The 22,562-nt window shown below is 43.7% G+C and carries 20 protein-coding genes and 1 tRNA gene; 7 read left to right on the forward strand and 14 right to left on the reverse strand.

Annotated elements, in window-relative coordinates; all coding sequences use genetic code 11:
• Positions 1-31: 31 nt before the first annotated feature.
• The 3 genes from rluF to AC3CKG_RS03635 form a co-directional block, all read right to left on the reverse strand.
• On the reverse strand, positions 32-1,165 hold the full coding sequence (rluF, locus tag AC3CKG_RS03625) for a 23S rRNA pseudouridine(2604) synthase RluF (protein ID WP_065113422.1): 1,134 nt from the start codon (positions 1,163-1,165) through the stop codon (positions 32-34).
• A 221-nt stretch (positions 1,166-1,386) separates the two neighbouring features.
• Positions 1,387-1,968, reverse strand: a complete 582-nt coding sequence (gene smrA, locus AC3CKG_RS03630) for a DNA endonuclease SmrA (RefSeq protein WP_029223450.1) — start codon at positions 1,966-1,968, stop codon at positions 1,387-1,389.
• A gap of 171 nt (positions 1,969-2,139) precedes the next feature.
• Complete coding sequence (locus AC3CKG_RS03635; protein ID WP_004736246.1) at positions 2,140-2,280, reverse strand: DUF3149 domain-containing protein; 141 nt, start codon at positions 2,278-2,280, stop codon at positions 2,140-2,142.
• 255 nt (positions 2,281-2,535) lie between these two features.
• Here AC3CKG_RS03635 and AC3CKG_RS03640 point away from each other — a divergent pair.
• Positions 2,536-2,612, forward strand: a tRNA-Pro gene (locus tag AC3CKG_RS03640).
• A gap of 466 nt (positions 2,613-3,078) precedes the next feature.
• Here AC3CKG_RS03640 and AC3CKG_RS03645 read toward each other — a convergent pair.
• The 3 genes from AC3CKG_RS03645 to AC3CKG_RS03655 all read right to left on the reverse strand — a co-directional run bounded on the left by AC3CKG_RS03645 (position 3,079) and on the right by AC3CKG_RS03655 (position 5,784).
• A complete protein-coding gene (locus AC3CKG_RS03645; protein ID WP_017110176.1) occupies positions 3,079-3,744 on the reverse strand; it encodes a LuxR C-terminal-related transcriptional regulator in 666 nt (221 codons plus the stop codon).
• 494 nt (positions 3,745-4,238) lie between these two features.
• Entirely contained in the window at positions 4,239-5,090 is an 852-nt protein-coding gene (locus AC3CKG_RS03650) for a hypothetical protein (protein ID WP_017110174.1), read from the reverse strand.
• 82 nt (positions 5,091-5,172) lie between these two features.
• Positions 5,173-5,784 (reverse strand): curlin subunit CsgB, encoded by a 612-nt coding sequence (locus AC3CKG_RS03655; protein WP_102308207.1) that lies wholly within the window; start codon positions 5,782-5,784, stop codon positions 5,173-5,175.
• Between the two features lie 313 nt (positions 5,785-6,097).
• On the opposite strand from AC3CKG_RS03655, the gene AC3CKG_RS03660 reads away from it, so the two are divergent.
• From AC3CKG_RS03660 to AC3CKG_RS03670, 3 genes are read left to right on the forward strand one after another with little or no spacing between them, the layout of a single operon-like run.
• On the forward strand, positions 6,098-6,574 hold the full coding sequence (locus tag AC3CKG_RS03660; RefSeq protein WP_017064155.1) for a curli production assembly/transport protein CsgE: 477 nt from the start codon (positions 6,098-6,100) through the stop codon (positions 6,572-6,574).
• Positions 6,575-6,584: 10 nt separating this feature from the next.
• Positions 6,585-6,995 (forward strand): curli assembly protein CsgF, encoded by a 411-nt coding sequence (locus AC3CKG_RS03665; RefSeq protein WP_102308206.1) that lies wholly within the window; start codon positions 6,585-6,587, stop codon positions 6,993-6,995.
• Between the two features lie 16 nt (positions 6,996-7,011).
• Entirely contained in the window at positions 7,012-7,848 is an 837-nt protein-coding gene (locus AC3CKG_RS03670) for a CsgG/HfaB family protein (protein WP_017110170.1), read from the forward strand.
• A gap of 83 nt (positions 7,849-7,931) precedes the next feature.
• Here the strand turns inward: AC3CKG_RS03670 and AC3CKG_RS03675 are convergent, their stop codons facing one another.
• Positions 7,932-8,354, reverse strand: coding sequence for a hypothetical protein (locus AC3CKG_RS03675; RefSeq protein ID WP_102340682.1), 423 nt, complete (start codon positions 8,352-8,354; stop codon positions 7,932-7,934).
• Positions 8,355-8,473: 119 nt separating this feature from the next.
• The gene (locus AC3CKG_RS03680; RefSeq protein ID WP_488528821.1) at positions 8,474-9,361 is read right to left on the reverse strand and encodes a TraB/GumN family protein; all 888 of its coding nucleotides are present in this window, start codon (positions 9,359-9,361) and stop codon (positions 8,474-8,476) included.
• A 404-nt stretch (positions 9,362-9,765) separates the two neighbouring features.
• Here AC3CKG_RS03680 and AC3CKG_RS03685 point away from each other — a divergent pair, with 404 nt between their 5' ends.
• Positions 9,766-12,420 (forward strand): beta-N-acetylhexosaminidase, encoded by a 2,655-nt coding sequence (locus AC3CKG_RS03685; RefSeq protein ID WP_488528822.1) that lies wholly within the window; start codon positions 9,766-9,768, stop codon positions 12,418-12,420.
• A gap of 535 nt (positions 12,421-12,955) precedes the next feature.
• Positions 12,956-13,648, forward strand: coding sequence for an oligogalacturonate-specific porin KdgM family protein (locus tag AC3CKG_RS03690; protein ID WP_065104930.1), 693 nt, complete (start codon positions 12,956-12,958; stop codon positions 13,646-13,648).
• Positions 13,649-13,896: 248 nt separating this feature from the next.
• On the opposite strand, the gene AC3CKG_RS03695 is transcribed toward AC3CKG_RS03690, so the two are convergent.
• Together AC3CKG_RS03695 and AC3CKG_RS03700 are read right to left on the reverse strand one after the other, a co-directional pair.
• Positions 13,897-14,337, reverse strand: coding sequence for a DUF411 domain-containing protein (locus tag AC3CKG_RS03695; protein ID WP_102543617.1), 441 nt, complete (start codon positions 14,335-14,337; stop codon positions 13,897-13,899).
• Entirely contained in the window at positions 14,327-17,116 is a 2,790-nt protein-coding gene (locus tag AC3CKG_RS03700; protein WP_488528823.1) for a copper-translocating P-type ATPase, read from the reverse strand. The genes AC3CKG_RS03695 and AC3CKG_RS03700 overlap by 11 nt, the downstream gene beginning before the upstream one ends.
• A 331-nt stretch (positions 17,117-17,447) precedes the next feature.
• Between AC3CKG_RS03700 and gltX the strand changes: the two genes are divergently transcribed.
• A complete protein-coding gene (gene gltX, locus AC3CKG_RS03705; RefSeq protein ID WP_488528824.1) occupies positions 17,448-18,875 on the forward strand; it encodes a glutamate--tRNA ligase in 1,428 nt (475 codons plus the stop codon).
• 87 nt (positions 18,876-18,962) lie between these two features.
• On the opposite strand, the gene AC3CKG_RS03710 is transcribed toward gltX, so the two are convergent.
• Genes AC3CKG_RS03710 through AC3CKG_RS03725 form a run of 4 tightly spaced genes read right to left on the reverse strand, consistent with a single transcriptional unit; the run spans position 18,963 to position 22,561 of the window.
• On the reverse strand, positions 18,963-20,186 hold the full coding sequence (locus tag AC3CKG_RS03710; protein ID WP_488528825.1) for a beta-ketoacyl-ACP synthase: 1,224 nt from the start codon (positions 20,184-20,186) through the stop codon (positions 18,963-18,965).
• A complete protein-coding gene (locus AC3CKG_RS03715) occupies positions 20,183-20,908 on the reverse strand; it encodes a 3-ketoacyl-ACP reductase FabG2 (protein WP_488528826.1) in 726 nt (241 codons plus the stop codon). The genes AC3CKG_RS03710 and AC3CKG_RS03715 overlap by 4 nt, the downstream gene beginning before the upstream one ends.
• Entirely contained in the window at positions 20,905-21,369 is a 465-nt protein-coding gene (locus tag AC3CKG_RS03720) for a hotdog family protein (RefSeq protein ID WP_017106323.1), read from the reverse strand. The genes AC3CKG_RS03715 and AC3CKG_RS03720 overlap by 4 nt, the downstream gene beginning before the upstream one ends.
• On the reverse strand, positions 21,362-22,561 hold the full coding sequence (locus AC3CKG_RS03725) for a beta-ketoacyl-[acyl-carrier-protein] synthase family protein (protein ID WP_488528827.1): 1,200 nt from the start codon (positions 22,559-22,561) through the stop codon (positions 21,362-21,364). The genes AC3CKG_RS03720 and AC3CKG_RS03725 overlap by 8 nt, the downstream gene beginning before the upstream one ends.
• Position 22,562: the final 1 nt, after the last annotated feature.

Here is a 22,562-nt window from a genome sequence, read left to right on the forward strand (position 1 = left end):
TATATCGAGTGTCTGGTCTTACTGATTCTGACTACTTCTTCAGGCCTAATGTACCACCAACGCGTTTTGCTGCTGGTTTATTTGGTCTGTTTGAATCTTGACTACGGTTTGCTGGCTTACCGCTTCTACGATCGTTATTGTCGCGGTCTGTGCGATTGCGATCCGAGCTGTTTCGATCTGAATTTGAACGTTCTGAACGAGAGTTCGATTTCCAGTTCTCAGTGTTGCCGCCGCTTTCACTATTCGACGAATTACGACCACGCTTCGAGTTTGGCGCATGGCGGAATTCATCCGCGTTATTACCACGGTAAGTGCGAGTACGGTTCTCGTTTTGATTACGGCGCGCTGTTGAGGTTTGATTTTCCTCACGGCTATCAAATAACTTCGCGTCAGTCGCTTTACGAATACGTTGACCTTTCGCGTTCATTTTTGACGCATCTTCAGTGCTCACTGAACCTTCGCACATCGCTAATATCTCTGCGATTTCTTCTTCACTCAGGTAGCGCCACTTTCCGTTTGGAATGCCATCAAGTGAGATATTCATAATACGAACACGACGTAGTTTGAATACTTCATAGCCTAACGCTTCACACATACGACGGATCTGGCGGTTAAGGCCTTGAGTTAGCGTAATTCGGAATGAGAATTTAGTCTCTTTCTCGACATTACATGGCAAGGTAACGGTATCTAAAATAGGGACACCAGAAGCCATTTTCTTCAAGAATTCCGTCGTAATCGGCTTATCTACACGAACCACGTATTCCTTTTCGTGATTGTTACCCGCACGCAAGATCTTATTGACGATGTCGCCATCGTTGGTCAAAAAGATAAGACCATCAGAAGGCTTATCTAGGCGACCAATAGGGAAGATACGCTTGTGGTGGCCGATAAAGTCGACGATGTTGCCAGGAATATCACGCTCAGTCGTACAGGTGATACCTGTTGGTTTATTAAGAGCAATGTAAATCGGCTTCTCTTTTGAACGTACTGGCTTGTTGTCGATCTCAACATCATCACCTGGCAATACTTTCGTTCCCATCTCAGGGATCTTGCCATTAATGGTAACTCGGCCTGCATCGATCAATTTGTCTGCTTCACGACGTGAACAAAAACCAGTTTCACTGATGTATTTATTAAGGCGTTTAGCTTGGGATTCTTGTGACATGATATTCTCTTAGCGTTTCACAACGGAAATATAGATAAACAAAAAGCAACTATGGACAGTTGCTTTTACGTTTTAATTCGTTAACTGAGGCAATTTTAACACCTAGAATGAGCTTCGGCACTAAATATCTATTTTCGGCACTAAATATCAATTGTTGTGTTCAATGTGCTTAGCTGAATGTTCGAAGACGATGGCCTTCTTTTCACTAAGCTTCTGATGATTTAGCGAGTACGTTTTTGGTGACGCTCTCTATTCTCTAGTTTTTTGTCATTACTCTTTCTGAGCATGACGTAAACGGCTCCAGTGCCACCATGAAATTGCTGTGCTGAGTGAACGCATTGAACATCATTAATTTGCGATAGCCAATTGGCTACATAGCTTTTCATCATCGCTGGTGGATTTGAGCGCTCGCCTTTACCGTGAACAATAATGACGGTGCGCACATCCATTCTTAAACATTGACGTAAAAATGAAAGTACTTCGTTACGAGCATCTTTCAATGTTTTCCTGTGGAGATCGAGCTTAGCTTGAATCGGATATTTACCTAAGCGCAGTTTTTTGTATACGCCTTCTTGAACGCCATCTTTTTTATACGCAATAACGTCATCAGGTTTCAGCATTGGAGAGTAGTCGAGAGAGAGGTAATCTTTTTCGTCCTCAGACAGCCACATAGCCGCCTCACGCTTTGCAAGTTGAGACTCGGTAACTCGATGCACTTTTTGGTGCTCAGCGGTGTCATGGTCGATACGTTTCACATCGCCCATCATTTCTTGGAATAGATCTAAGTCGTCATCATGAGACATGGTGTTCATCTCAAGTTGTAGAAGGATAGGGTAAGTATACCTAAGTTGTGGCTGGGTTTAAAAATGAAAAAACCGGAGGAGACAAGAGAAGTCAACTCCGGTGCAAAGCGTTTTAACATTTATTTATCAAGGAAATGATACTTAAAAGTAAATGATTTAGGCTGAGCGATACTAGTGAGGAGATTTTTCAGTCATAACTTTGTATATGAAGAAGCCTCCATAAAACATCATGAGACCCAGAGCCCCGAATATTACTATCATTGAAGATAGCCCCACTGCATTACCAAATAGGAGTTCTAGCCAAAAGTCCATGTGTATACCTCAAAGTTATATGACATGGCCTAGTGTATTAAGTAGCGTTATCAATTCACTGATCTGGATCAATCCTGTTTCATAAGTTAAATACTTGTTGGTGAGTGTGTGTTTTTCGTCACATTAGCCCTTAGGTTGTACGTCTTTTGTTCGAACGATTCGATATTGTAAAAAAGAGTGAAAAAAGCCCTTGCGGATAAATTCAGAATCCGTATTATACGCTCCATCGACAGGCAATCAGCCAGTTAGATATCTCGGTGAATAGCGCAGCTTGGTAGCGCATCTGGTTTGGGACCAGAGGGTCGGGGGTTCGAATCCCTCTTCACCGACCACATTAAAGAAAGCCGTAGCAGAAATGCTACGGCTTTTTTGTATTTGAACCCTTTGGTTTCTATTTGGTTTGGGACATGAGGGTGGGGGCTGGTGCGCCAGTCCGATGGAAGCCCAGCCGCGTCGAATCCCTGCTTAACCGACCAAGATTTGGAAAGCCTGCTCATTGAGCAGGCTTTCGTCGTTTAAGGGTATTGAAAATAGGATTTAAACCTAAGTGGGGTTCGCTTGATGTTCAAAATAAGCTCTTCACCGATTACATTAAAGAAAGCCGTAGCCTTGTTATGCGATAGACGGGGCTATGGTTGTTTTGCATTTAGGGATAGTTGTTAACTGGTGAGCGAGAAGGGCTTAAGGGGGCATGACATCAAAAATAGGCTCTCCGCTGAGCGCATTGAAGAAAGTCGTAGCGCGCCTTATGATAGAGAGGAGCAATGGCTTGCTCATTATGGTTTTCACCTGCTTCGATTAAACGAACTCACTCGTTGCAATATTATTCTTCACCCAAATCAGAGCTTGTAAGCGGTTCTTCACTTTGATTTTTTTGAATGTATTGTGAAGGTGTGCTTTGACCGTATTCTCACTAACGTAAAGCGTGTCAGCTATCTGGGTGTTAGACGCCCCATCTCCAAGCAATTTAATTATCTGCTGTTCGCGTTTTGTCAGTTTGAGGTAGTGGGGGCTGGTTTTTGCGCATTGTCTATCTCTATAAAACCGGATGTATTTATAGATCAACTTTCTGCTCACCCACATTTCACCCTGTAGAATGCAGTTAAAGCCAGCCACAAGCTTTTCAAGTGTGTCTGAAGTATAAAAAATACCGACGAGGTATTGCCATTTAAGCATTTGAGAATGTGAAAAGTCGTTTGGTGTATTGAGTAGCACTTCATGTACGTCACTTTCTGCTTCATTTCTTAGCTCTTGGTACTTCCCAATGTACTGTTTACTCATCGTTGGGAAATCAATAATAATCAGTACTAAGTCTTCGTTTTTAAAGGATTTAATGTTAATCCTTTCGGGTGAGATGAGTTTTATGTTTAAGTTAACTTTCTGCTCGATAGACTCTTTAAGTAGTATTGATTGTAAATTGTTTTCCGCAAGTAAAATGGCGTTGTGAGCCTCCTGCTTAGCCATGTGAAACTCCTTTTCTCAATTCATTACTTGAACTAGAGGTTATATAGTTTATAGCACGTATTGTTATTTTGCCAACTTTCAAGGTTAAATATTCACCAAGATTATGTAATTAATTTAATAGTATTGCAGAAGGTAAATTAATACTTTAAGTGAAGGGGAATGATTAGGGAGTTTTATTTTTTATCTGATTGATTTTACAATCTTTATGGATTTTCCATACCCCCTTATTTGGATGGAATTTTATAACTGCAGGGAATTGGTTTATGTTAAGAATCAATTTCGTTGTACCGCTGCTTGTATTTTGCTTGAAACTAGAGTCAGTTCTGGTACTTACCGTAAATGAAGATACCATACTGTTATTAACTGTGAGCATAAGGTTGTTATTTTTTATCTGGCACTGCACTGGATTTAAATCGGAAGAAAATCCATTTAAATGATAAGAAATAAATAAAACGGCGACCAGCGCCGTTTTAATAAAAGTATGAAGTCTCATATTAGTTTTGGTAAATAAGACCAACGTTCCCGTTAGCACCGTTACCTAAAACAACGGCATTATCATAAGAAGTTTGCTCAACCATAAGTTGGTTCATGTTACTGTTGGTTAAATCAACAGTTGCATTTGAATAAGAGCCCGTTTGTAACGTAAATATACGGTTATCGTTACTGTTCATTAGATCGATATCGACATCATTTCGGTCACCACCACCTACATCTGTATTAACGATAGTCTCGACATAGTTTCCGTCACCCCAAATGTCGATAGCAACGTCATTTCTATCTACACTGCCATTACTAAACTCAGTGTAAGTAGTGTTGGAGTTACCGTTGATATAAACGTCAGCTTCGTTTCGGTCGGCACCGCCCTTAGCTTTTACGACTGAAATGTTTTCATCGCCCATTTGAGTGACACGTAGATCATTTAGTCGACCTCCACGCTGTACTTTAACTCTAGCTTGGTTGTGTAAACCGTCTTGATCAATCAGAGCATTATTTCTTACACCACGTATTTTGGCATGTGCTTCATTGAGGTTACCACTTTGTTCAATTACTACATCAGACTTGTAACTCGCATGTGTGTTCACGAGTGCAACATGGCCATCTGTCACTCCTGATGTATTTTGATTGATAAGCACATTCGCTTGATCGCCATTACCCATTTGCCAAACAGCAGTATTATCCATAGCTAAGGGCTCAATGGCTGCTACTTTGCCTGCAATACCAAGATCTGTCGTACCTTCTTTAACACCAGGGCCTGGCTCTGGGGCTGAAGTTGGAAGCGGATCTGCGTTAGCTGCGTTAAAACCAATAATGGCACCGACTATAATTCCAATTTGCGTAAGTTTCATAAGTTGTATCCTTATACATTTCCATGTCGACGTTGTTGTTACTTAATACAAAGTAACTTGAATCAAGCTTCCATACTGCGCGCTAATTTGCTTGATTGATGTAGATTCTCATTGAGCTAGACGCTTTCACTAAAGCAAAGTCGTTGCCGTCTTGAGAAATTCCTAAATTACTTCTTCCAGAACCAACCAAATAAGCAGTATTGCCATTGCCTTTTTGGTCAATGCTCAGCTGACTACTCTGTCTTGAGAAGTTAGCTTGTCCGATAACTGCTAAATTGTTATTCCCGTCTTGGGAAATAAGCGCTTCAGAATTTACTCCGAGTTGCCCAATTGCGGCATCGTTATTTGAACCATTCTGGTCTATTAAGGCGGTATTATTGCGCCCTGTTTGACCAATGTATGCGGAGTTAGAACTTCCGCTTTGCGTTATCTTCGCTCTGTTGTTCGCGGTAATACCAGGACTGCGTTGCTTTATTATTGCTATTGAATCAGTAGCATTAGATATATTTAATTCTGAATAATTATCTAAATCTCCAGAAGAGAAGCTTTCTAAATAATTATAATCATTGACTATATCTTGATTAACATTATGTAAAAAATCCCCTTCTATATCTGACGCGATAGCATTATTAAAACCTCCTGATAAAAAATATAAACAAGTTAAGCTGATAAGTGATGCTTTCCCAATTACCATCATCTTTACCTTAAAGTGTTCGTGATTATGATCCCTACGAAAATAAACTGCGTAGGGAATGAGTGAACCTTTGTCTTATCGAAATCCTAGGCCTTGAATTTACGAACAGCTATAAACTTAAAGTTGAAAATATTTAGTTGTTCATATGAAATTTAATTAGTATTTGACCGAGTCCTACCAACCTTAGTTAATCAATTCCCTTCAGTAATTAATTCGAAAGTTTATATATGCCACTGTAAGCATGAATTACGCTTTATTCAGTTTCAACGAATCACATTCTCATTTTGTAAATGGACTTTGAATGGGAGCACATATGAAAATCAAGCTGCTTACAATAACTCTGCTTTCCTTTGCTCTTCATGCAGAAGAAAAGAGTCATGGTCTTGAAAATGCTGCTCCTTTAGAAAATGGACAAAAACTTGAGGACTCGACAAATAATCTTAAGGAAAAATTCAATGACTTCAGTGAAGTCGATGGAATCATTGTGGACAGAACCATTACGCGGTTGGGAGAGGATTTCTATTTTTTCTTCTCGCAATCGCTCAATGATAGTTATCCCGACCTTAAGGAAAATTTGACGGTAAAAGAAAGGCCAACGGCGTTATCAGGAAGCATCATAGAGGTTCAACACTCTAGAAAACCTATCTTCCGTACGGCGTTGTCCCCTGGTCGTAGACAAGCGAAAGAACGCGCTGCCGATGCAACACGAGTGGTTGGGAATTACATCATCCGATGGCAAGCTGAACGGATCTTTCAGGACACTTACGATCTAGACCATGATGAATTTTAAGGAGCCAAGGATGTCGATATTTTTCAGAAAGGCTGTGCTTATTGTGTTGCTCGCTTCGCCTTCGGTTTACTCGAGCGAGTTAGTTTACACGCCCGTAAACCCAAGTTTTGGCGGAAATGCTTTAAACAGCTCTCACCTTTTTAATCACGCTAATGCCATCAATGATTTTGAAGACCCTAATGCTAGGGATATCTTTGATGAACAAGAGTCTGCGTTAGATCGTCTAGCTTCGAGTTTAGAGTCCCGTTTAATTAGCCAATTGCTTGCTGACGTAGGTAATGGAAACACGGGGCAGTTGGAAACTGATGATTTTTTCCTGAATATTGTGGATGATTCCGGGACTTTGTTGGTTCAAATCGTCGATAAAGAGACTGGGGAATCGACAGAAATCAGTGTCTCTGGATTAAACCCCGACCTCTAATCACAAGGATTGTGTTATGAAATCGATCATTATCGTCTTCTTGACCTTTGTGTTGGGAGGGTGCACTTACTCTATGCAAATTCCAGAGACTTCTGAAACGCCAAAGCTGATGCCGAGAGGATCGACTTATACGGACCTGATCTCATTACCTCAACCTCGCGGTAAAATACTTGTTTCGGTTTATGATTTTAGAGATCAAACGGGACAGTATAAACCTCAGCCAAACAGTAACTTTTCGACAGCGGTACCACAGGGTGGAACGTCTTTACTGACCACGGCATTGATAGATTCCCAGTGGTTTGTTCCTCTAGAGCGTGAAGGGCTCCAGAACTTGTTGACGGAACGTAAGATCATTCGTGCTGCTCAGAAAAAAGATAAGGTAGTGAACAATCATGGAGCCGACTTAACATCGTTGAGCTCTGCGAATATCGTTATTGAAGGCGGTATTGTTGCTTATGACTCTAATATTGTTACTGGTGGAGCGGGTGCGAAGTATTTGGGGATTGGTGGTTCAGGGCAGTATAGAACCGACCAAGTCACCGTTAACTTGAGAGCTGTCGATGTAAGAACGGGGCAAGTTTTATTGAGTGTTACCACATCCAAAACCATTTCCTCACATGAAATCGGCTTCGGTGCTTTTCGATTCGTTGATTACAAAGAGTTACTCGAAGTTGAAATGGGTTATAGCCACAATGAACCAGTTAACATAGCGGTAATGTCGGCTATAGATGCGGCTGTGATCCACTTGATCGTTAAAGGGATGAAGCGTGGAATGTGGTCACCAGGTGACCCGAATGCAATCAGACATCCAATTATCGCCCGCTACTTAGCCGCGGACACTGACATCCTTTAGTCAACTGAGTAAGCAGCAAAATAGGGCTATGCGGAAAACGGATTTTTCCCTTAGCCCTGTTTTTTTTGATTATCAACAATGTTCTATTTCACATCACAAGTGATGTTCTTGATTGGCGTCTCTGAGGTAACAAAGCAAACATACGCTTCAACAGGGTTATTTGGACCAATTCGAATGTAACCTGCCTGTACTTCATCTTCGTTAAACGTCACCGAGTGAGAGTTACCCGTTTGGCCATCGTAGAAGCTTGCTTCAAAATTACTATTCATTTGGCTTGCGATACGGTTGCGTGTTGTAGACGTCGTGAATGTAATATTCGCGCATCGCATTGGTGGCTTCTCAGTAATCAAAAACTGTCCGCTTTTTTTATCTAACACGCCACCTTTTGTATCAGGCTGAATGTCTATTGGTTGGAATTGTTCTATCGTACAAGTTTCTTTGGCAGACGCTGCCGTGGGCATCAGGATCGCGAGGGCTAAAGGTAAAGCGAAGAGTACTGGTTTCATGAGAACAACACCGTATATAAAAAGAGCGAAAGATAATAGCACCGTTATGGTGCTATTAAATGTAATGATTCTGTTATTAAGGGCATGCTTTTATGAAGGAAAGGTCATGCTCTTACTAATTAGCTGTCTTCGTTAACCTCGAACTGACACTGAGCTTGTTGGCTTTGTGACTGTTTAGTGACATTGAAACCTTTATCTTCCAATAACTGCAAAAGATTGCCTTCGCCAATCAGGTGTAAAGTACCGACGACCAGCACGTAGTGTCCCTTTGAGTCGAGTTTCCAATCATTAGCGGAGAGCTTGTTTGCCCAATCGACGTTGCGATCCGTCAAGAATGCTTTCTCAAGCTCTGTTGGCATTTCAGACAGTTTCGCAAAGTCCTCAAGTTTGGTTACATCACCCGCTTTCCAGCTCTCAATTAGGCAATGAACCACACGATCAGTTTGGTCAAATTCTTCAAGGCTACTGACTAACCACTCTTTACCGGAATCTTTTTGTCCTGCAATGAGGTCTATCTGAAATTGTAGAGGCTCTAAACTGATGGCAGGAACGTCTTGCGTGGTTGCTTTATAAGCGAGTGTGGCATCGACACCGTTAGCTGAACCGTAACCAAGTTTCTTCAACTGCTGCATCTGTATCGATAAAGAGGTTGCCCAAGGCGGTGAGCTAAGTAGTTGCTGAGTTGGCATATCTAGAGACTTTGAGATGCTCGTTAATAATTGTTTTTGTTCTTTGTTTAATACATCACCCGTGGTCACTGTGGTCGTGGGATACACCACGCCTTCTGTCTTTCTTATATCCGTCTCGACAATTAATCCGTCGCTCTGTTTTAACGTGTCAGTGATCTGTGCGGGAAGCGGGTACATACTCTCATCCCCAACGTGCACAGAACCTAAGATAGTGAGGGTCAAATCCTCTTTCTTTGCTTGCCAATAAAGGGGTTCGGCGACCGCTTGCTTTGCTGAAAAGGCGAAAGTGAGTAACGTAAGGTACAAGGAAGTGCGCAAAGAGAGCTCCTTTAGAAAGAAATAAACTCGTTAAAAAGGGTTTTGACGGCGTTTTTTGACGGTTTTTTTTGAGAACGATGTCACGTTGTTTGTACGAAAAGTATAACAACACGAACAAACTCTTAAACCTTTCTCTCTATCAACAACACGATTTTATGAAATCCGTTAAAAAGATTGTGATTCATTTCTCAATTTTTACGTCAAAATAAAACTGACGGAAGTGCCGTCGATTCTAACTTAATGATTTTTATGTAATTAATTTTATCGCAAATTTTGAGATTTGAAGCTGATCACTTTATTAACTTGATTTAATTCACGGTAAAAAATAAGCCCATATAGTTTATCTAACTTTCGAAGCGCTCCACTTTGCTTCTGACTCAATTTGAAATTTATGGGTGAATACGATGTTGAAGAGAAACTTACTATCTGTAGCGGTACTGGCTGGTTTGACGGGTTGTGCTGTAACGCAAGCACCTGAGCAACAGGTTGTTAATGCACTGGCTGATAACCTTGATGTGCAATATGAAATTCTAACCAATCACGGTGCGAATGAAGGCATGGCTTGTCAGGAGCTAGGTGCTGAGTGGGCGTCATGTAATAAAGTGAACATGACCCTGACCAATGACGGTGAAGCGATTGATTCGAAAGATTGGACTATCTACTTCCACAGTATTCGCCTTATTTTAGATGTTGATAACGAGCAATTTAAAATCACTCGTGTAACGGGTGACCTACACAAGCTAGAACCTACAGATAAGTTCGATGGTTTTGCCGCTGGTGAAGAAGTGATTCTTCCGTTAACGAGTGAGTACTGGCAACTGTTTGATACTGACTTTATGCCGGGTGCATTCGTAACTGCGCCAAACGCAGAACCTAAGATGATTGCTTCATTGAATACTGAAGATGTCGCGTCGTTCGTAACAGGTTTGGAAGGAAACAACCTTAAGCGTACACCTGATGATAATAATGTCATGGCAACCGCGGTTACTCGCTTTGAAAAGAATGCTGATCTAGCAACGCAAGACGTTTCAACAACGCTTTTACCAACCCCAATGTTGGTAGAAGCGGGTGAAGGTTCAGTGAGCATTGCTGGTGGTATTGCATTACCGAAAGAGGCATTTGATGCTGAGCAGTTCGCTGCAATTGAAGAACGTGCAGATGTGGTAAACGTAGATGTGAGTGGCGACCTACCTGTTAGTGTTGCCGTTGTTCCTACTCAGTTTACGGGTGATTTAGCAAAATCTGGCGCTTATGAACTAAGCATCTCGGAAGAGGGGATTGCGATTAAAGCGTTTGATAAAACAGGTGCTTTCTACGCAGTTCAGTCTATTTTTGGCCTAATAGACAGTCAGAACGCTGAATCACTACCACAACTGTCGATCAAAGATGCACCACGTTTTGATTACCGTGGTGTGATGGTGGATGTTGCTCGAAACTTCCACTCAAAAGATGCCATCCTAGCGACGCTAGATCAAATGGCTGCATACAAGATGAATAAACTTCACCTTCACTTAACGGATGATGAAGGTTGGCGTTTAGAAATCCCAGGTTTACCAGAGCTAACGGATGTAGGGTCTAATCGTTGTTTTGATTTGGAAGAGCAAAGCTGTTTACTGCCTCAGCTAGGTTCAGGTCCAACAACAGACAACTTTGGCTCTGGTTTCTTTAGTAAAGCGGATTACGTCGAGATCTTAAGTTACGCAAAAGCGCGCAGCATCGAAGTAATTCCAGAAATTGATATGCCAGCACACGCTCGTTCTGCAGTGGTATCAATGGAAGCGCGTTACACTCGCCTAATGGCGGAAGGCAAAGAAGCTGAAGCAAGTGAGTATCGCTTGATGGATCCACAAGATACTTCAAACGTGACGACTATTCAGTTCTACGATAAGCACAGCTTCATCAACCCATGTATGGAATCATCGACTCGCTTTGTTGATAAAGTGATTACTGAAATTGCAGCAATGCACAATGAAGCGGGTATGCCGCTAACGACTTGGCATTTTGGTGGTGATGAAGCGAAAAACATCAAGCTAGGCGCAGGCTTTCAAGATGTTGATGCTCAAGACAAAGTGGCATGGAAAGGTAACATTGAGCTAGACAAGCAAGACAAACCATTCCAACAGTCTCCACAATGTCAGTCTTTGATTGCTGATGGTTCAGTGAGTGATTTTGGTCACCTGCCGGGCTACTTTGCAAAAGAAGTATCAAAAATTGTTGCAGACAAAGGCATTCCTCACTTCCAAGCTTGGCAAGATGGCTTGAAGTATGTGGAAGAGGGGGAGTCTGGCTTCGCTACTGAAACGACTCGCGTTAACTTCTGGGACGTTCTTTACTGGGGCGGTACTTCATCAGTGTACGACTGGTCAGCGAAAGGTTATGACGTGATTGTCTCTAACCCAGATTACGTATACATGGATATGCCATACGAAGTAGACGCAGCAGAGCGCGGTTACTACTGGGCAACGCGCGCAACGGATACTCGTAAGATGTTTGGCTTCGCACCAGAAAACATGCCACAAAACGCGGAAACCTCATTAGACCGTGACGGCAATGGCTTCACTGGTAAAGGCGAGATTGAAGCAAAACCTTTCTACGGTTTGTCTGCACAGCTTTGGTCTGAAACAGTACGTACCGACGAGCAGTATGAATACATGGTGTTCCCTCGCGTACTTGCAGCAGCAGAGCGCGCATGGCACCGAGCGGATTGGGAAAACGACTACAAAGTGGGCGTTGAATATTCTCAAGATACCGACCTAGTAAACAAGCAGTCTTTAAACAGTGACTTTAATCGCTTCGCGAATATTGTTGGTCAACGTGAACTGGCTAAGCTTGAGAAAGCGGGCATTGATTACCGACTACCAGTACCGGGCGCTCAGGTTGTTGATGGCAAGCTAGCGATGAACGTACAATTCCCAGGCGTAGAGCTGCAATACTCTGCTGATGGTGAAAACTGGTTAACGTACGATGAGCAACAACGTCCTTCGGTGTCAGGCGAAACTTACATCCGCTCTATCTCTGAAAGTGGCGAGAAAGTAAGCCGAGTAACGTCAATTAAATAATCGATAAGCAACATTAATAGAAGAGCTCCCTCGTTATTATCTTACTCAAGGTAAAAGTGGGAGCTCTTTTTGTTTAAGGCGAGTTAAGTCTTTCTCTTAAACAGAAACATATAGAAACCGTCTTTGTTTATATCGTTAACAATGCACATAAAGTGAGTTTCGTCGCAAAAGTGACGGGCTTCTCATTATTCTCTTCAAAAAATAAGTCCCCTATAAAAAACTCTAAATCAAATGTGATTGAACTAACCGAATCTAATTTTGCGTCGTAAAATAATGTGATCTTGATCTGTACGTTTTTGCGTCTTGAGTTTTTTATCAATTTTTATGTTTTTAAGTGGCTGATTTTAATGTGTTAAATAACTTGTTCTTTTTTGATAGTGAGAGAGATCACTCTGCTTGTTCTTTTATTTTGAAACGTAAATTAATTCGAGCAACATAGATTTCATGCCAGGGAGGCTACCAACTACTCAAGCGGTGAAGGTGAATGATGTACCGAAGATATGCCGCTGAAAAAATCAAACTAAGGCAGTTTACTATGAAAAAAATTATCGCTCTAAGTGCTCTTTCTCTTGCTTTCGCTTCTAGTGCTTTCGCTGGTTCTTCTTACGTAACAGGTAATATCCAAATTCACGATGACGGCCGTATCCACGGTTCTGACATGACTTCTACGCTAGAAGCGGGTCACACGTTTGACAACTCTCTAGGCGGCTTCACGGTTTACTCTGAGTTCGACGGCATCCAACTGGGTAAACTTGAGTCTGAAAATGGCGGTGCAGGTAATACTACTCCTGGCATCACTGTTGGTGGTGAGCAATCTTTCAACATTACTGACAACCTATGGGTTGCTGCGGGTTACCAACATCTATTCTCTGCGGGTGAGAGCATTCAGTTCCGTCCACTAGTTAAGATCGGTTACAACTTCGATAACGGTATCTCTATTAGCAACCGTACTCGTGCACACATCGATGATACTTCTGCTGATGCTGACACTGACTACCGCATGGATAACCGCATTGCTTACACAGTGAATGCTGACTTAGCGCTTAGCTACAACAACGTATACATGATCGAAGCTGAAGCAATGGACCACGAGTTACGTGCAACATGGACTCGTCAAGGCGTTCAACCTTACTTTGAGTTCCGTAGCCAAGCTAACGGTGTAGATTTCGCAAACGGCGACTCTAAGCAGAACAACGCATTCGTATTCGGTGCTTCTTACGGCTTCTAAGTTGATTCACTTGGCGTTTAGTCGATTAGATTATTAGCCGAGTGAGCTTTTTTGTTAAATAGCTTTTTTGTTGAATAACTTCTTAGCTAATTAGCGAGGGGAACATAGCGGTACTAACAGCCCGGTTGGTACCGCGACAAGATTTGCTTTACTGTCCAAAAGCAAAGAGCCTAGCAAGTAAACCACAGTCTTGGGTTTGCTTAATGCTAGGCTCTATTTTTATTGCTGTTCGCAGGTCTATTTACGCTCTATTTTCCGTTGTAATGACGGTATTCAAACACCTGACCTTTCTCGTTAAACGCATAAACAGAATACTCGTCTTTCTTATCGCCATACTCCATGCCCGGCGAGCCCATTGGCATGCCTGGAACCGCCAAGCCAATCGCATTGCGTGGTGGGTTTTCTAAAAAGGCTTTCACGTCCTCTGCTGGAATGTGTCCTTCAAATACGTAACCGTCGATCTCTGCCGTATGGCAAGAAGCCAGCTCTGGCGTTACTCCTAACTTCTGCTTGATAGGATTCATGTCATCATGGAGTTTCTCTGTGACATCGAAACCTGCGTCTTGCATGTGTTCTGTCCACTCTGTGCAGCAGCCACAGTATGGAGACTTATGGTTCAGAACATCAGTAGCGAGAGCTTGTCCTGAAATTGCAGCGAGTGCAGTAAGAGTCATAATTTTACGAATCATGGTTAACCTCATGAATATGGTTTTTGTTGATATTAGAATGAGTGGGTTTGAACAGTCTTAATCTGTTGGCATTGCTGACTACGGTGATTGATGACATCGCCATCGCAGCGCCTGCAACGACAGGGCTAAGTAAAAATCCAAAGAATGGGTAGAGCACACCAGCCGCAATTGGAATACCAAGTGAATTATAGATAAAGGCACCAAAGAGGTTTTGCTTCATGTTTCTCACGGTTGCTTGGGACAGCTCTATCGCGTTACTGACGGATAAGGGCGACGAGTTGAGTAGTGTCATTTGCGCACTTTCAATCGCCACATCGCTGCCGCTACCCATTGCTATGCCTATATCTGCTTGAGCAAGTGCAGGCGCGTCGTTAATACCGTCTCCGACCATGGCAACACTCTTATATTGCTGTTGCAGCTGAACAATGTGTTGAGCTTTCTGCTCTGGTAGTACTTCCGAGATAACCTCATCGATACCGACGCTTTTACCTATTGCTTGAGCAACAGAGTCGTTGTCGCCCGTTAATAGCACGGTGTGAATTCCGGCGGATTTTAGTTGAGCAATGGCTTGTTTACTATCTATTTTTAATGCGTCTGAAATGCCAAATATGCCTTCCAGTTTTTGATCGATTACAACGAAGATGGGGGTCCATGCTTGTGTACGACAAAGCTCGATAAAGTCGGCGCCAATGTCTGTATTGATGCTGAGTTGGGTGAGGTACTTAAGTGAGCCTACTTGAACGTTCTTGCCGTTAATTATTGCTTGTACTCCAAGCCCTCGTTGGTTTTCGAACTCGCTGTGGGGTAGCGCTGAAACTTGTAAGTTCTCTGCATATTGGCAAACGGCTTTCGCTAATGGGTGTTCTGACCCTACCTCTACCGAATAAGCGTAAGCTAGCAGCTCTTGCTCTGATAAATCGCCATAATAGGCCTGCTGAACGGTTGGCTTACCTTGAGTTAGGGTGCCGGTTTTATCAAACATGACAGCATCAATTTTGCTGGCTGATTGCAACACATCGGCATCTTTGATCAGAACGCCAAACTCAGCCGCTTTACCTACGCCGACAGTAATCGAGAGTGGTGTCGCTAAGCCCAATGCGCATGGGCAGGCGATGATCAGCACTGTTGTTGATACCACGAGCATATAACTGGCACTCGGTTGTGGGCCAACAAAGAACCAAACTAAGGCAGCAGTTGCTGCGATCGCGACCACAACAGGGACGAAAACGGCAGAGATAGAGTCAGCGAGCTTAGCAATCGCAGGCTTGCTGCTTTGTGCTTGGCGAACCATCTGAATGATTCGAGCCAACATGGTGCTTGAGCCAATTCCCGTGGCTTCAATGATCAGGCTGCCATCACCATTGATGGTACCTGCTGAAACGCCATCATTAATCGATTTAACGTTAGGAAGCGGTTCGCCAGTCAGCATCGACTCATCGATATAAGATTCGCCAGATACCACGACACCATCGACAGGGACTTTTTCTCCCGGTTTCACTCGTACTTGCATACCGACTTGAATAGCTTCGACGGCGATGGTTTGTTCTTTACCATCGACGATAACCACGGCTTTTTGAGGTTGTAAATTAATCAGTGCCTGCAAAGATTTGGTGGTGCGTGCCTTGGCTTTGGCTTCAATGTAGTGACCCAAAGAAATAAGGCCAACAATCATGGCGCTCGCTTCAAAATAGACATGGCGCGATGGTTCTGGGAACCATGATGGAATTAGCACAACCAACATTGAATAGAACCATGCGGCGCCAGTGCCTAAAGCAACTAACGTATCCATCGTTGCACGCTTGTGCATCAGTGATTGCCAAGCGTTAGTGAAGAAGCTGCGTCCTGAGGTCGCAAGCAGTATTAAACAGACGACTCCGACCAATCCCCAAGCCAATTGGTCGTTAAATGTAGCAATAGTCATGCTGCCACCAAACAGACCCCACGCCATCAGTGGAGCACCGATAAGCAGCGCGCTTACTGAATTCTTTAGGAAAGCTTTTTGGGTACGAAGTTGTTGCTCTTGCTGTTTTTGTTGTTGAGTCGCCGCATCGTCGACAAACTCGGCGCCATACCCTGCGGCTTTCACGGATTCTATGAGAGCGCTTTCGATGACGTCCCGTGTTTTAGAGGTGAAAACTAAGGCTGTCTGTTCTGCGAGATTGATCTGAGCTTGGTCGACGAACTCATTCTTTTTCAGTGCTTTCTCTACCGAAGAAACACAACTCGCACACGTCATTCCCTCAAGAACAAGGTGATAGGTATATTGGCTAGCAGCAGGTTTATCTTGTGTCGGCTCCACTGGCGCTGTTTTTTTATCGTCTTCTGAATCTAAATCTGAATTAGATAAAGGCTCATTAACTTCAGAGTAGGGAGCCGCGTGATAACCCACGCTTTCGATCAACTCAATAAGCTCGGATTCTGAAAGCAGAGTAACCAAGGACAATTCATGTTTGCTGATTTCTAGGTCTGAGGTTTGCTCGGTTTGTTCAAGTGCTTGAGTCAGCTTGTTCACGCACTTACCGCAGCTAAGACCGGATAACGAAAGGTGCAGTTTATTGCCCATGCTATAACCAAGCGTCGCCAACTGTTCGTTGAGTTGAACGTAATTAATTGGAGTCGAAATATCGATGTATGTCGGCGATATATCATTGATCGTCGTATTGTCGAGTTCGCCAAACAGTGTGCGAACTTTCTTCGCACAACCCATGCAATTTAGGCCGTTGAGCGCGGTTGTGTAATGGTTCATATCGATACTCCAATTCTCATCTACGCCTAACATAAACCTTCCCGTAAGGGTAAGGTCAAACATAAATTCAAGAATTTGATCTTAGTGGCATATGAAAGGGTGGGTTACTTTGGTGAAATAAGCGGGAGGTAAAGAAAAGCGTGGCTATAATTTATTGGCTCAGGCTATAGATTTGCTACATCGAAGCTGCATTTGGCCTTTCTACAGTGGCTTTCGCACAAGAACCGCGCATTAATCATTCACTACTGATTGTAGATTTAAGCGGTGGTGATAAAATAGCGCCCAAAATTTAGTGATATTTGGCTATTACAGACTTTGTATTAGACCCCACTAAAAGAATCACCTACATAATCAAGGTATTTAAATGACGGTTAAAACTCGTTTTGCTCCTAGCCCAACTGGCTATCTTCACGTTGGTGGTGCACGTACTGCACTTTACTCTTGGCTATTCGCTAAGAACCAAGGTGGTGAATTCGTTCTACGTATCGAAGACACGGACCTTGAGCGTAACTCTCAAGAAGCGGTTGATGCAATTCTAGAAGGCATGCAATGGATGGGTATGGAATGGGATGAAGGTCCTTACTACCAATCTAAGCGTTTTGACCGTTACAACGAAATGGTTGATAAGCTACTTGCTGAAGACAAAGCATTCAAATGCTACGCGTCTAAAGAGCTGCTTGACGAAATTCGTACAGAGCAAGAAGAAAACAAGGAAATGGCTCGTTACGATGCGAACCACCCGAAAATTGTTGCAGCAAACGAAGCAGCAAAAGAAGGTGATGCGTGCGTTATCCGTTTCCGTAACCCAAAAGAAGGCAGCGTAGTATTTGATGACCAAATTCGTGGTCGAATTGAAATTTCTAACAGCCAACTTGATGACCTAATCATTCGTCGTACAGATGGTGCTCCAACTTACAACTTCGTGGTTGTAGTGGATGACTGGGATATGGGTATTACACACGTTGTTCGTGGTGAAGACCACATCAACAACACACCTCGTCAAATCAACATCTACGAAGCACTAGGCGCGCCAGTTCCAACTTTCGCTCACTGTGCAATGATTCTTGGTGATGACGGTGCGAAACTTTCTAAGCGTCACGGTGCTGTTTCTGTAATGCAATACCGCGACGAAGGTTACCTACCAAATGCACTGAACAACTACCTAGTTCGTTTAGGTTGGTCTCACGGTGACCAAGAGATCTTCTCTCAAGAAGAGATGATTGAGTTCTTCAGCCTTAAAGCAATCAGCAAGTCTGCATCTGCATTCAACACTGAAAAGCTACTTTGGTTGAACAACCACTACATCAAGACTTCTGAACCTGAGTACGTTGCAAAATACCTGCAATGGCACCTAGACGCACAGAAGATCGATACAACAAAAGGCCCTGCTATCACTGAAGTGATCACGCTAGTTGGCGAGCGTTGCAACACGCTTATCGAACTTGCTGAGCAATCTCGTTACTTCTACGAAGATTTCTCTGAGTTTGAAGCTGGCGCGGCTAAGAAGCACCTACGTGGTGTTGCTAAAGGCCCACTAGAGCTTGCTCTTGCTAAGGTTGAAGCACTTGAATATTTCACTACTGTAAACATCAAAGATGGTGTGATTGCAGCGGTATGTGAAGAGCTAGAGATCGGCATGGGTAAAATCGGTATGCCACTTCGCGTAGCAGTAACAGGCGGTGGTCAGTCTCCTTCTGTTGATGCTGTGATGGAGCTTGTTGGTAAAGAGCGCGTAATCGCTCGCATCAAAATGGCTCTTGAGTTCATCGCAGAGCGTGAAGCTAACGCTTAATTGAGCGATTGCTAGATTCAAAAAAAGGGTCAGTAACTTGGTTACTGACCCTTTTTATTTGTCTCGAGTTTTAGCTAATAAATAGACTTAAATCTTTTTGAAGATGATGGAGGTGTTGATTCCGCCAAAGGCAAAGTTGTTGCTCATCAGATATTCAACATCCAATTCACGACCTGAGCCTGTGATGTAATCGAGCTTGCCGCACTGTTCGTCGATATTCTCAAGATTCAATGTTGGGCTGAACCAACCTGAATGCATCATCTCTAGGCTTAACCAAGCTTCAATCGCACCACACGCGCCAAGCGTATGACCAAAGTAGCTTTTTAATGAACTGATTGGCACTTCGCCAAAGATATTCGCGGTCGCGTTACTTTCCGCAATATCGCCTTTTTCAGTCGCGGTACCGTGCGCAGAAACATAGCCAATCTTTTCAGCCGGAAGTTGAGCATCTTTTAGCGCTTTTTCCATACAAATTTGCATGGTTTCCATCTGAGGTTGGGTCACATGAGCGGCATCGCAGTTGCTGGCAAAACCGATGATCTCAGCGTAGATTTTTGCGCCACGAGCAACAGCATGTTCATACTCTTCAAGAATAAGTGTACCTGCGCCTTCACCGATAACTAAGCCATCACGCTCGCTGTCGTATGGGCTAGGGGATTTCTTGGGTGTGTCGTTTTTTAAACTGGTAGCAAAAAGGGTATCGAAAACGGCAGACTCAGTTGGGCATAGCTCTTCACCGCCACCGGCAACCATCACGGTTTGGTAGCCGTGTTTAATTGCTTCATAGGCGTAACCAATGGCTTGGCTTCCTGAAGTACAGGCACTGCTGGTGGGAATCACGCGGCCGCGTAGGCCAAAGAACAGTCCTACGTTTACCGCAGCGGTGTGTGGCATCATTTGCACGTAAGTTGTTGCGGTGATCGCACGTGTCGACTTCTCGTTGAGCATCACACCAAATGCACCAACGGCATCAGTACTGCCGGTGGAAGAGCCGTAGGCAATGCCTGTTTCGCCGTTAGTCAAAACGTCGTGGCCAATCAGCCCTGCTTGCTCCAGTGCATTTTCTGTCGCAACAGTGGCTAGGCGAGACACACGTCCCATGCCACGTACTTGCTTACGCTTGTAGTGTTTTGGTAATTGGAAATCATCAATAGGCGCAGCAAGCTTAGTGTTGAGACCATCATATTGCTCAAAACTTGGCATATATTGAGTGGCATTTTCACAGGCTTTTAGTTTTGGTTCGATATGCTGCCAATCATTACCAAAGGCAGTAACACCAGACATGCCAGTTACAACAACGCGGCGGGTCATACTAAGCCTCCATTGACTGAAATCACTTGGCGAGTAACGTAGCCTGCAATATCAGACATTAGATAACTCACAAGGCCTGCTACTTCTTCAGGCTCACCCATACGTCGCAGTGGCACTTGAGGAAGCGCATGATCTTTCACGTGCTCATCAACCATGCCAGTATCGATTAACCCCGGAGCGACACAGTTTACTGTGATCTTGCGTTTTGCGAGTTCTAAAGCCAGAGACTTAGTCGCGCCAATCACGCCCGCTTTTGCCGCCGCATAGTTAGTTTGACCGCGGTTGCCCATGATGCCCGATACAGAAGCCAAAGTAACGATTCGACCGCCTTTGCGTTTTTGAACCATTGGCATCACGCACGGGTGAAGTACGTTGTAGAAGCTGTCGAGGTTGGTATGGATAACACCATCCCACTCTTCTTCAGTCATAGCTGGGAATGCCGTGTCACGAGTAATACCAGCATTATTTACAACACCATAGTAAGCGCCGTGCTCGGTAATATCTGACTCAAGCGTTTCGCGACACTCGCTGCGATTGCTGATATCAAATTGGATAAGACGTCCTGCGCCACCAAGCTCAGTGATCGACTTTAATGTGTCTTCAGCACCTTGCTTGTCACCCATGTAATGAACGGCGATTTCAAATCCGTCTTTCGCGAGTTGAATAGCGATCGCTTTACCAATGCCTTTGCTGGCACCTGTGACTAAAACCTGACGGCTCATGATGGGCTCCTAGTTTTCATTTCTTGTAATTTTTGTTCGGTCGGCACGTAGACGTTGAGTTGGCATTGAGCCACTAACTCACCTTGGTCTTCTACTCGGGCGGTAAACACGGCCATGCCACTGTCTTCCATCAGTTGCTCGGCGTAGATATCAAGGGTCTGACCTTGAGTGAACTCATCACACAGTGACTTGTAGCGACGAGAACCGAGTAAGAAGCCGATTGGAGGAGTCGTGCCGTTTTTCAGCGCATGGTATCCAGACCATGCCGCTACAGACTGAGCCATAAACTCAATACCGACATACGCTGGTACGGTTTGAGATTCGGCATTAAAGAACAGGTTATGAGCACCAATATCGACCTGACAGTGAATCGACAACGCCTCTACGTTGATAGCACGATCGATTAATATCATCGGATCATCATGTGGGAGAAGTTGGTCTACAGAAGGGATATCAGTCATTTACTACACCAAAAATCAGGCTAATGTTGTTGCCACCAAAAGCGAAAGAGTTGCTTAAGATGTTCTTTACTTTAAGTTTCTGGGAACAGTTTACCAAATCAATCTCAATATCTTCAGCTTTATCCTGACATTTTTGTAAGGGAAGCGGTAAGTCATATTTTAAAATATGCCATGCTATAGCAGCCTCTATTGCACTTGCGGCTCCCAGAGTATGCCCGGTAAGAGGCTTGGTGGAACTGACGGGAACCTTGTTTGCAAAAATACGATGAATGGCTTTGCTTTCCATTGAATCATTGAGTGGCGTTGCGGTGCCATGAGCATTGATATAACCGATGTCTTCAGCTTGTAACTGAGCAGAATCTAACGCTTTTATCATCGCTTGCTCCGCACCATTCCCTTCAGGGTGAGGCGCTGAAATATGGTGCGCATCAGAGCTGTCACCACAGCCTAACAAGGCAATGTTCGATGTGTCTTGCGTTGTATTAACACCGACTAGCTTTGCCTTGCTGAGCAACATAAATGCTGCTGCTTCTCCGATATTGATACCATCTCGGGTTGCACTAAATGGCTTACAATGTGTGGTTGAAAGTGCTTCAAGACCATGAAAACCATTGAGCGTCAGCTTACATAAGGTGTCGACACCTCCAACCAACACGACATCAGCCATTCCAGAATCTAACAAACGTTGTGCGGTCAGAAATACACGGCCACTGGACGAGCAAGCGGTTGATATCGCGTAGCTTGGTCCTGTTAATGCACAGTGTTGGCTAACAAATTCAGAGGTATTGCCTAATTCTTGTTTCGAGTAATGGTAATGCTCAGGAAACTCACCATGTGCCAGTTTATGTTTGAATGCCGCTTCGCCGTCTGAGATACCTGAGGTGCTTGTGCCGATAACTACAGCAATTCTATCTGCGCCAAATTGTGATTTTGCTTGCTCGATAGAGTCTTTGATTTGATTAAGAGCGGATAACGCCAGTTGATTGTTGCGAGTGGCGTAATGCGCTTGTTCTGATGGGGTTTCTGGCAATTCGCCAGCCACCTTACCGACGATAGTGTGCTTACCGTCATTCAACATATCGCTTACTTCAACCATGTTTGATTCATGCTCGCCTTTGAGGCAGCCATGAATGTCAGCAACGCTTGAGCCTAATGCGGAGTGGAAACCACAATCTTGGATATAAATAGGCATA

This window comes from Vibrio sp. QJM3NY_15, from assembly GCF_057785995.1.

Bases quoted from the DNA above. Each gene is read 5' to 3' on its own strand.
- rluF (WP_065113422.1), bottom strand. From the start codon at position 1,165: ATGTCACAAGAATCCCAAGCTAAACGCCTTAATAAATACATCAGTGAA.
- smrA (WP_029223450.1), bottom strand. From the start codon at position 1,968: ATGTCTCATGATGACGACTTAGATCTATTCCAAGAAATGATGGGCGAT.
- AC3CKG_RS03635 (WP_004736246.1), bottom strand. From the start codon at position 2,280: ATGGACTTTTGGCTAGAACTCCTATTTGGTAATGCAGTGGGGCTATCT.
- AC3CKG_RS03645 (WP_017110176.1), bottom strand. From the start codon at position 3,744: ATGGCTAAGCAGGAGGCTCACAACGCCATTTTACTTGCGGAAAACAAT.
- AC3CKG_RS03650 (WP_017110174.1), bottom strand. From the start codon at position 5,090: ATGAAACTTACGCAAATTGGAATTATAGTCGGTGCCATTATTGGTTTT.
- AC3CKG_RS03655 (WP_102308207.1), bottom strand. From the start codon at position 5,784: ATGGTAATTGGGAAAGCATCACTTATCAGCTTAACTTGTTTATATTTT.
- AC3CKG_RS03660 (WP_017064155.1), top strand. From the start codon at position 6,098: ATGAAAATCAAGCTGCTTACAATAACTCTGCTTTCCTTTGCTCTTCAT.
- AC3CKG_RS03665 (WP_102308206.1), top strand. From the start codon at position 6,585: ATGTCGATATTTTTCAGAAAGGCTGTGCTTATTGTGTTGCTCGCTTCG.
- AC3CKG_RS03670 (WP_017110170.1), top strand. From the start codon at position 7,012: ATGAAATCGATCATTATCGTCTTCTTGACCTTTGTGTTGGGAGGGTGC.
- AC3CKG_RS03675 (WP_102340682.1), bottom strand. From the start codon at position 8,354: ATGAAACCAGTACTCTTCGCTTTACCTTTAGCCCTCGCGATCCTGATG.
- AC3CKG_RS03685 (WP_488528822.1), top strand. From the start codon at position 9,766: ATGTTGAAGAGAAACTTACTATCTGTAGCGGTACTGGCTGGTTTGACG.
- AC3CKG_RS03690 (WP_065104930.1), top strand. From the start codon at position 12,956: ATGAAAAAAATTATCGCTCTAAGTGCTCTTTCTCTTGCTTTCGCTTCT.
- AC3CKG_RS03695 (WP_102543617.1), bottom strand. From the start codon at position 14,337: ATGATTCGTAAAATTATGACTCTTACTGCACTCGCTGCAATTTCAGGA.
- AC3CKG_RS03700 (WP_488528823.1), bottom strand. From the start codon at position 17,116: ATGTTAGGCGTAGATGAGAATTGGAGTATCGATATGAACCATTACACA.
- gltX (WP_488528824.1), top strand. From the start codon at position 17,448: ATGACGGTTAAAACTCGTTTTGCTCCTAGCCCAACTGGCTATCTTCAC.
- AC3CKG_RS03710 (WP_488528825.1), bottom strand. From the start codon at position 20,186: ATGACCCGCCGCGTTGTTGTAACTGGCATGTCTGGTGTTACTGCCTTT.
- AC3CKG_RS03715 (WP_488528826.1), bottom strand. From the start codon at position 20,908: ATGAGCCGTCAGGTTTTAGTCACAGGTGCCAGCAAAGGCATTGGTAAA.
- AC3CKG_RS03720 (WP_017106323.1), bottom strand. From the start codon at position 21,369: ATGACTGATATCCCTTCTGTAGACCAACTTCTCCCACATGATGATCCG.
- AC3CKG_RS03725 (WP_488528827.1), bottom strand. From the start codon at position 22,561: ATGCCTATTTATATCCAAGATTGTGGTTTCCACTCCGCATTAGGCTCA.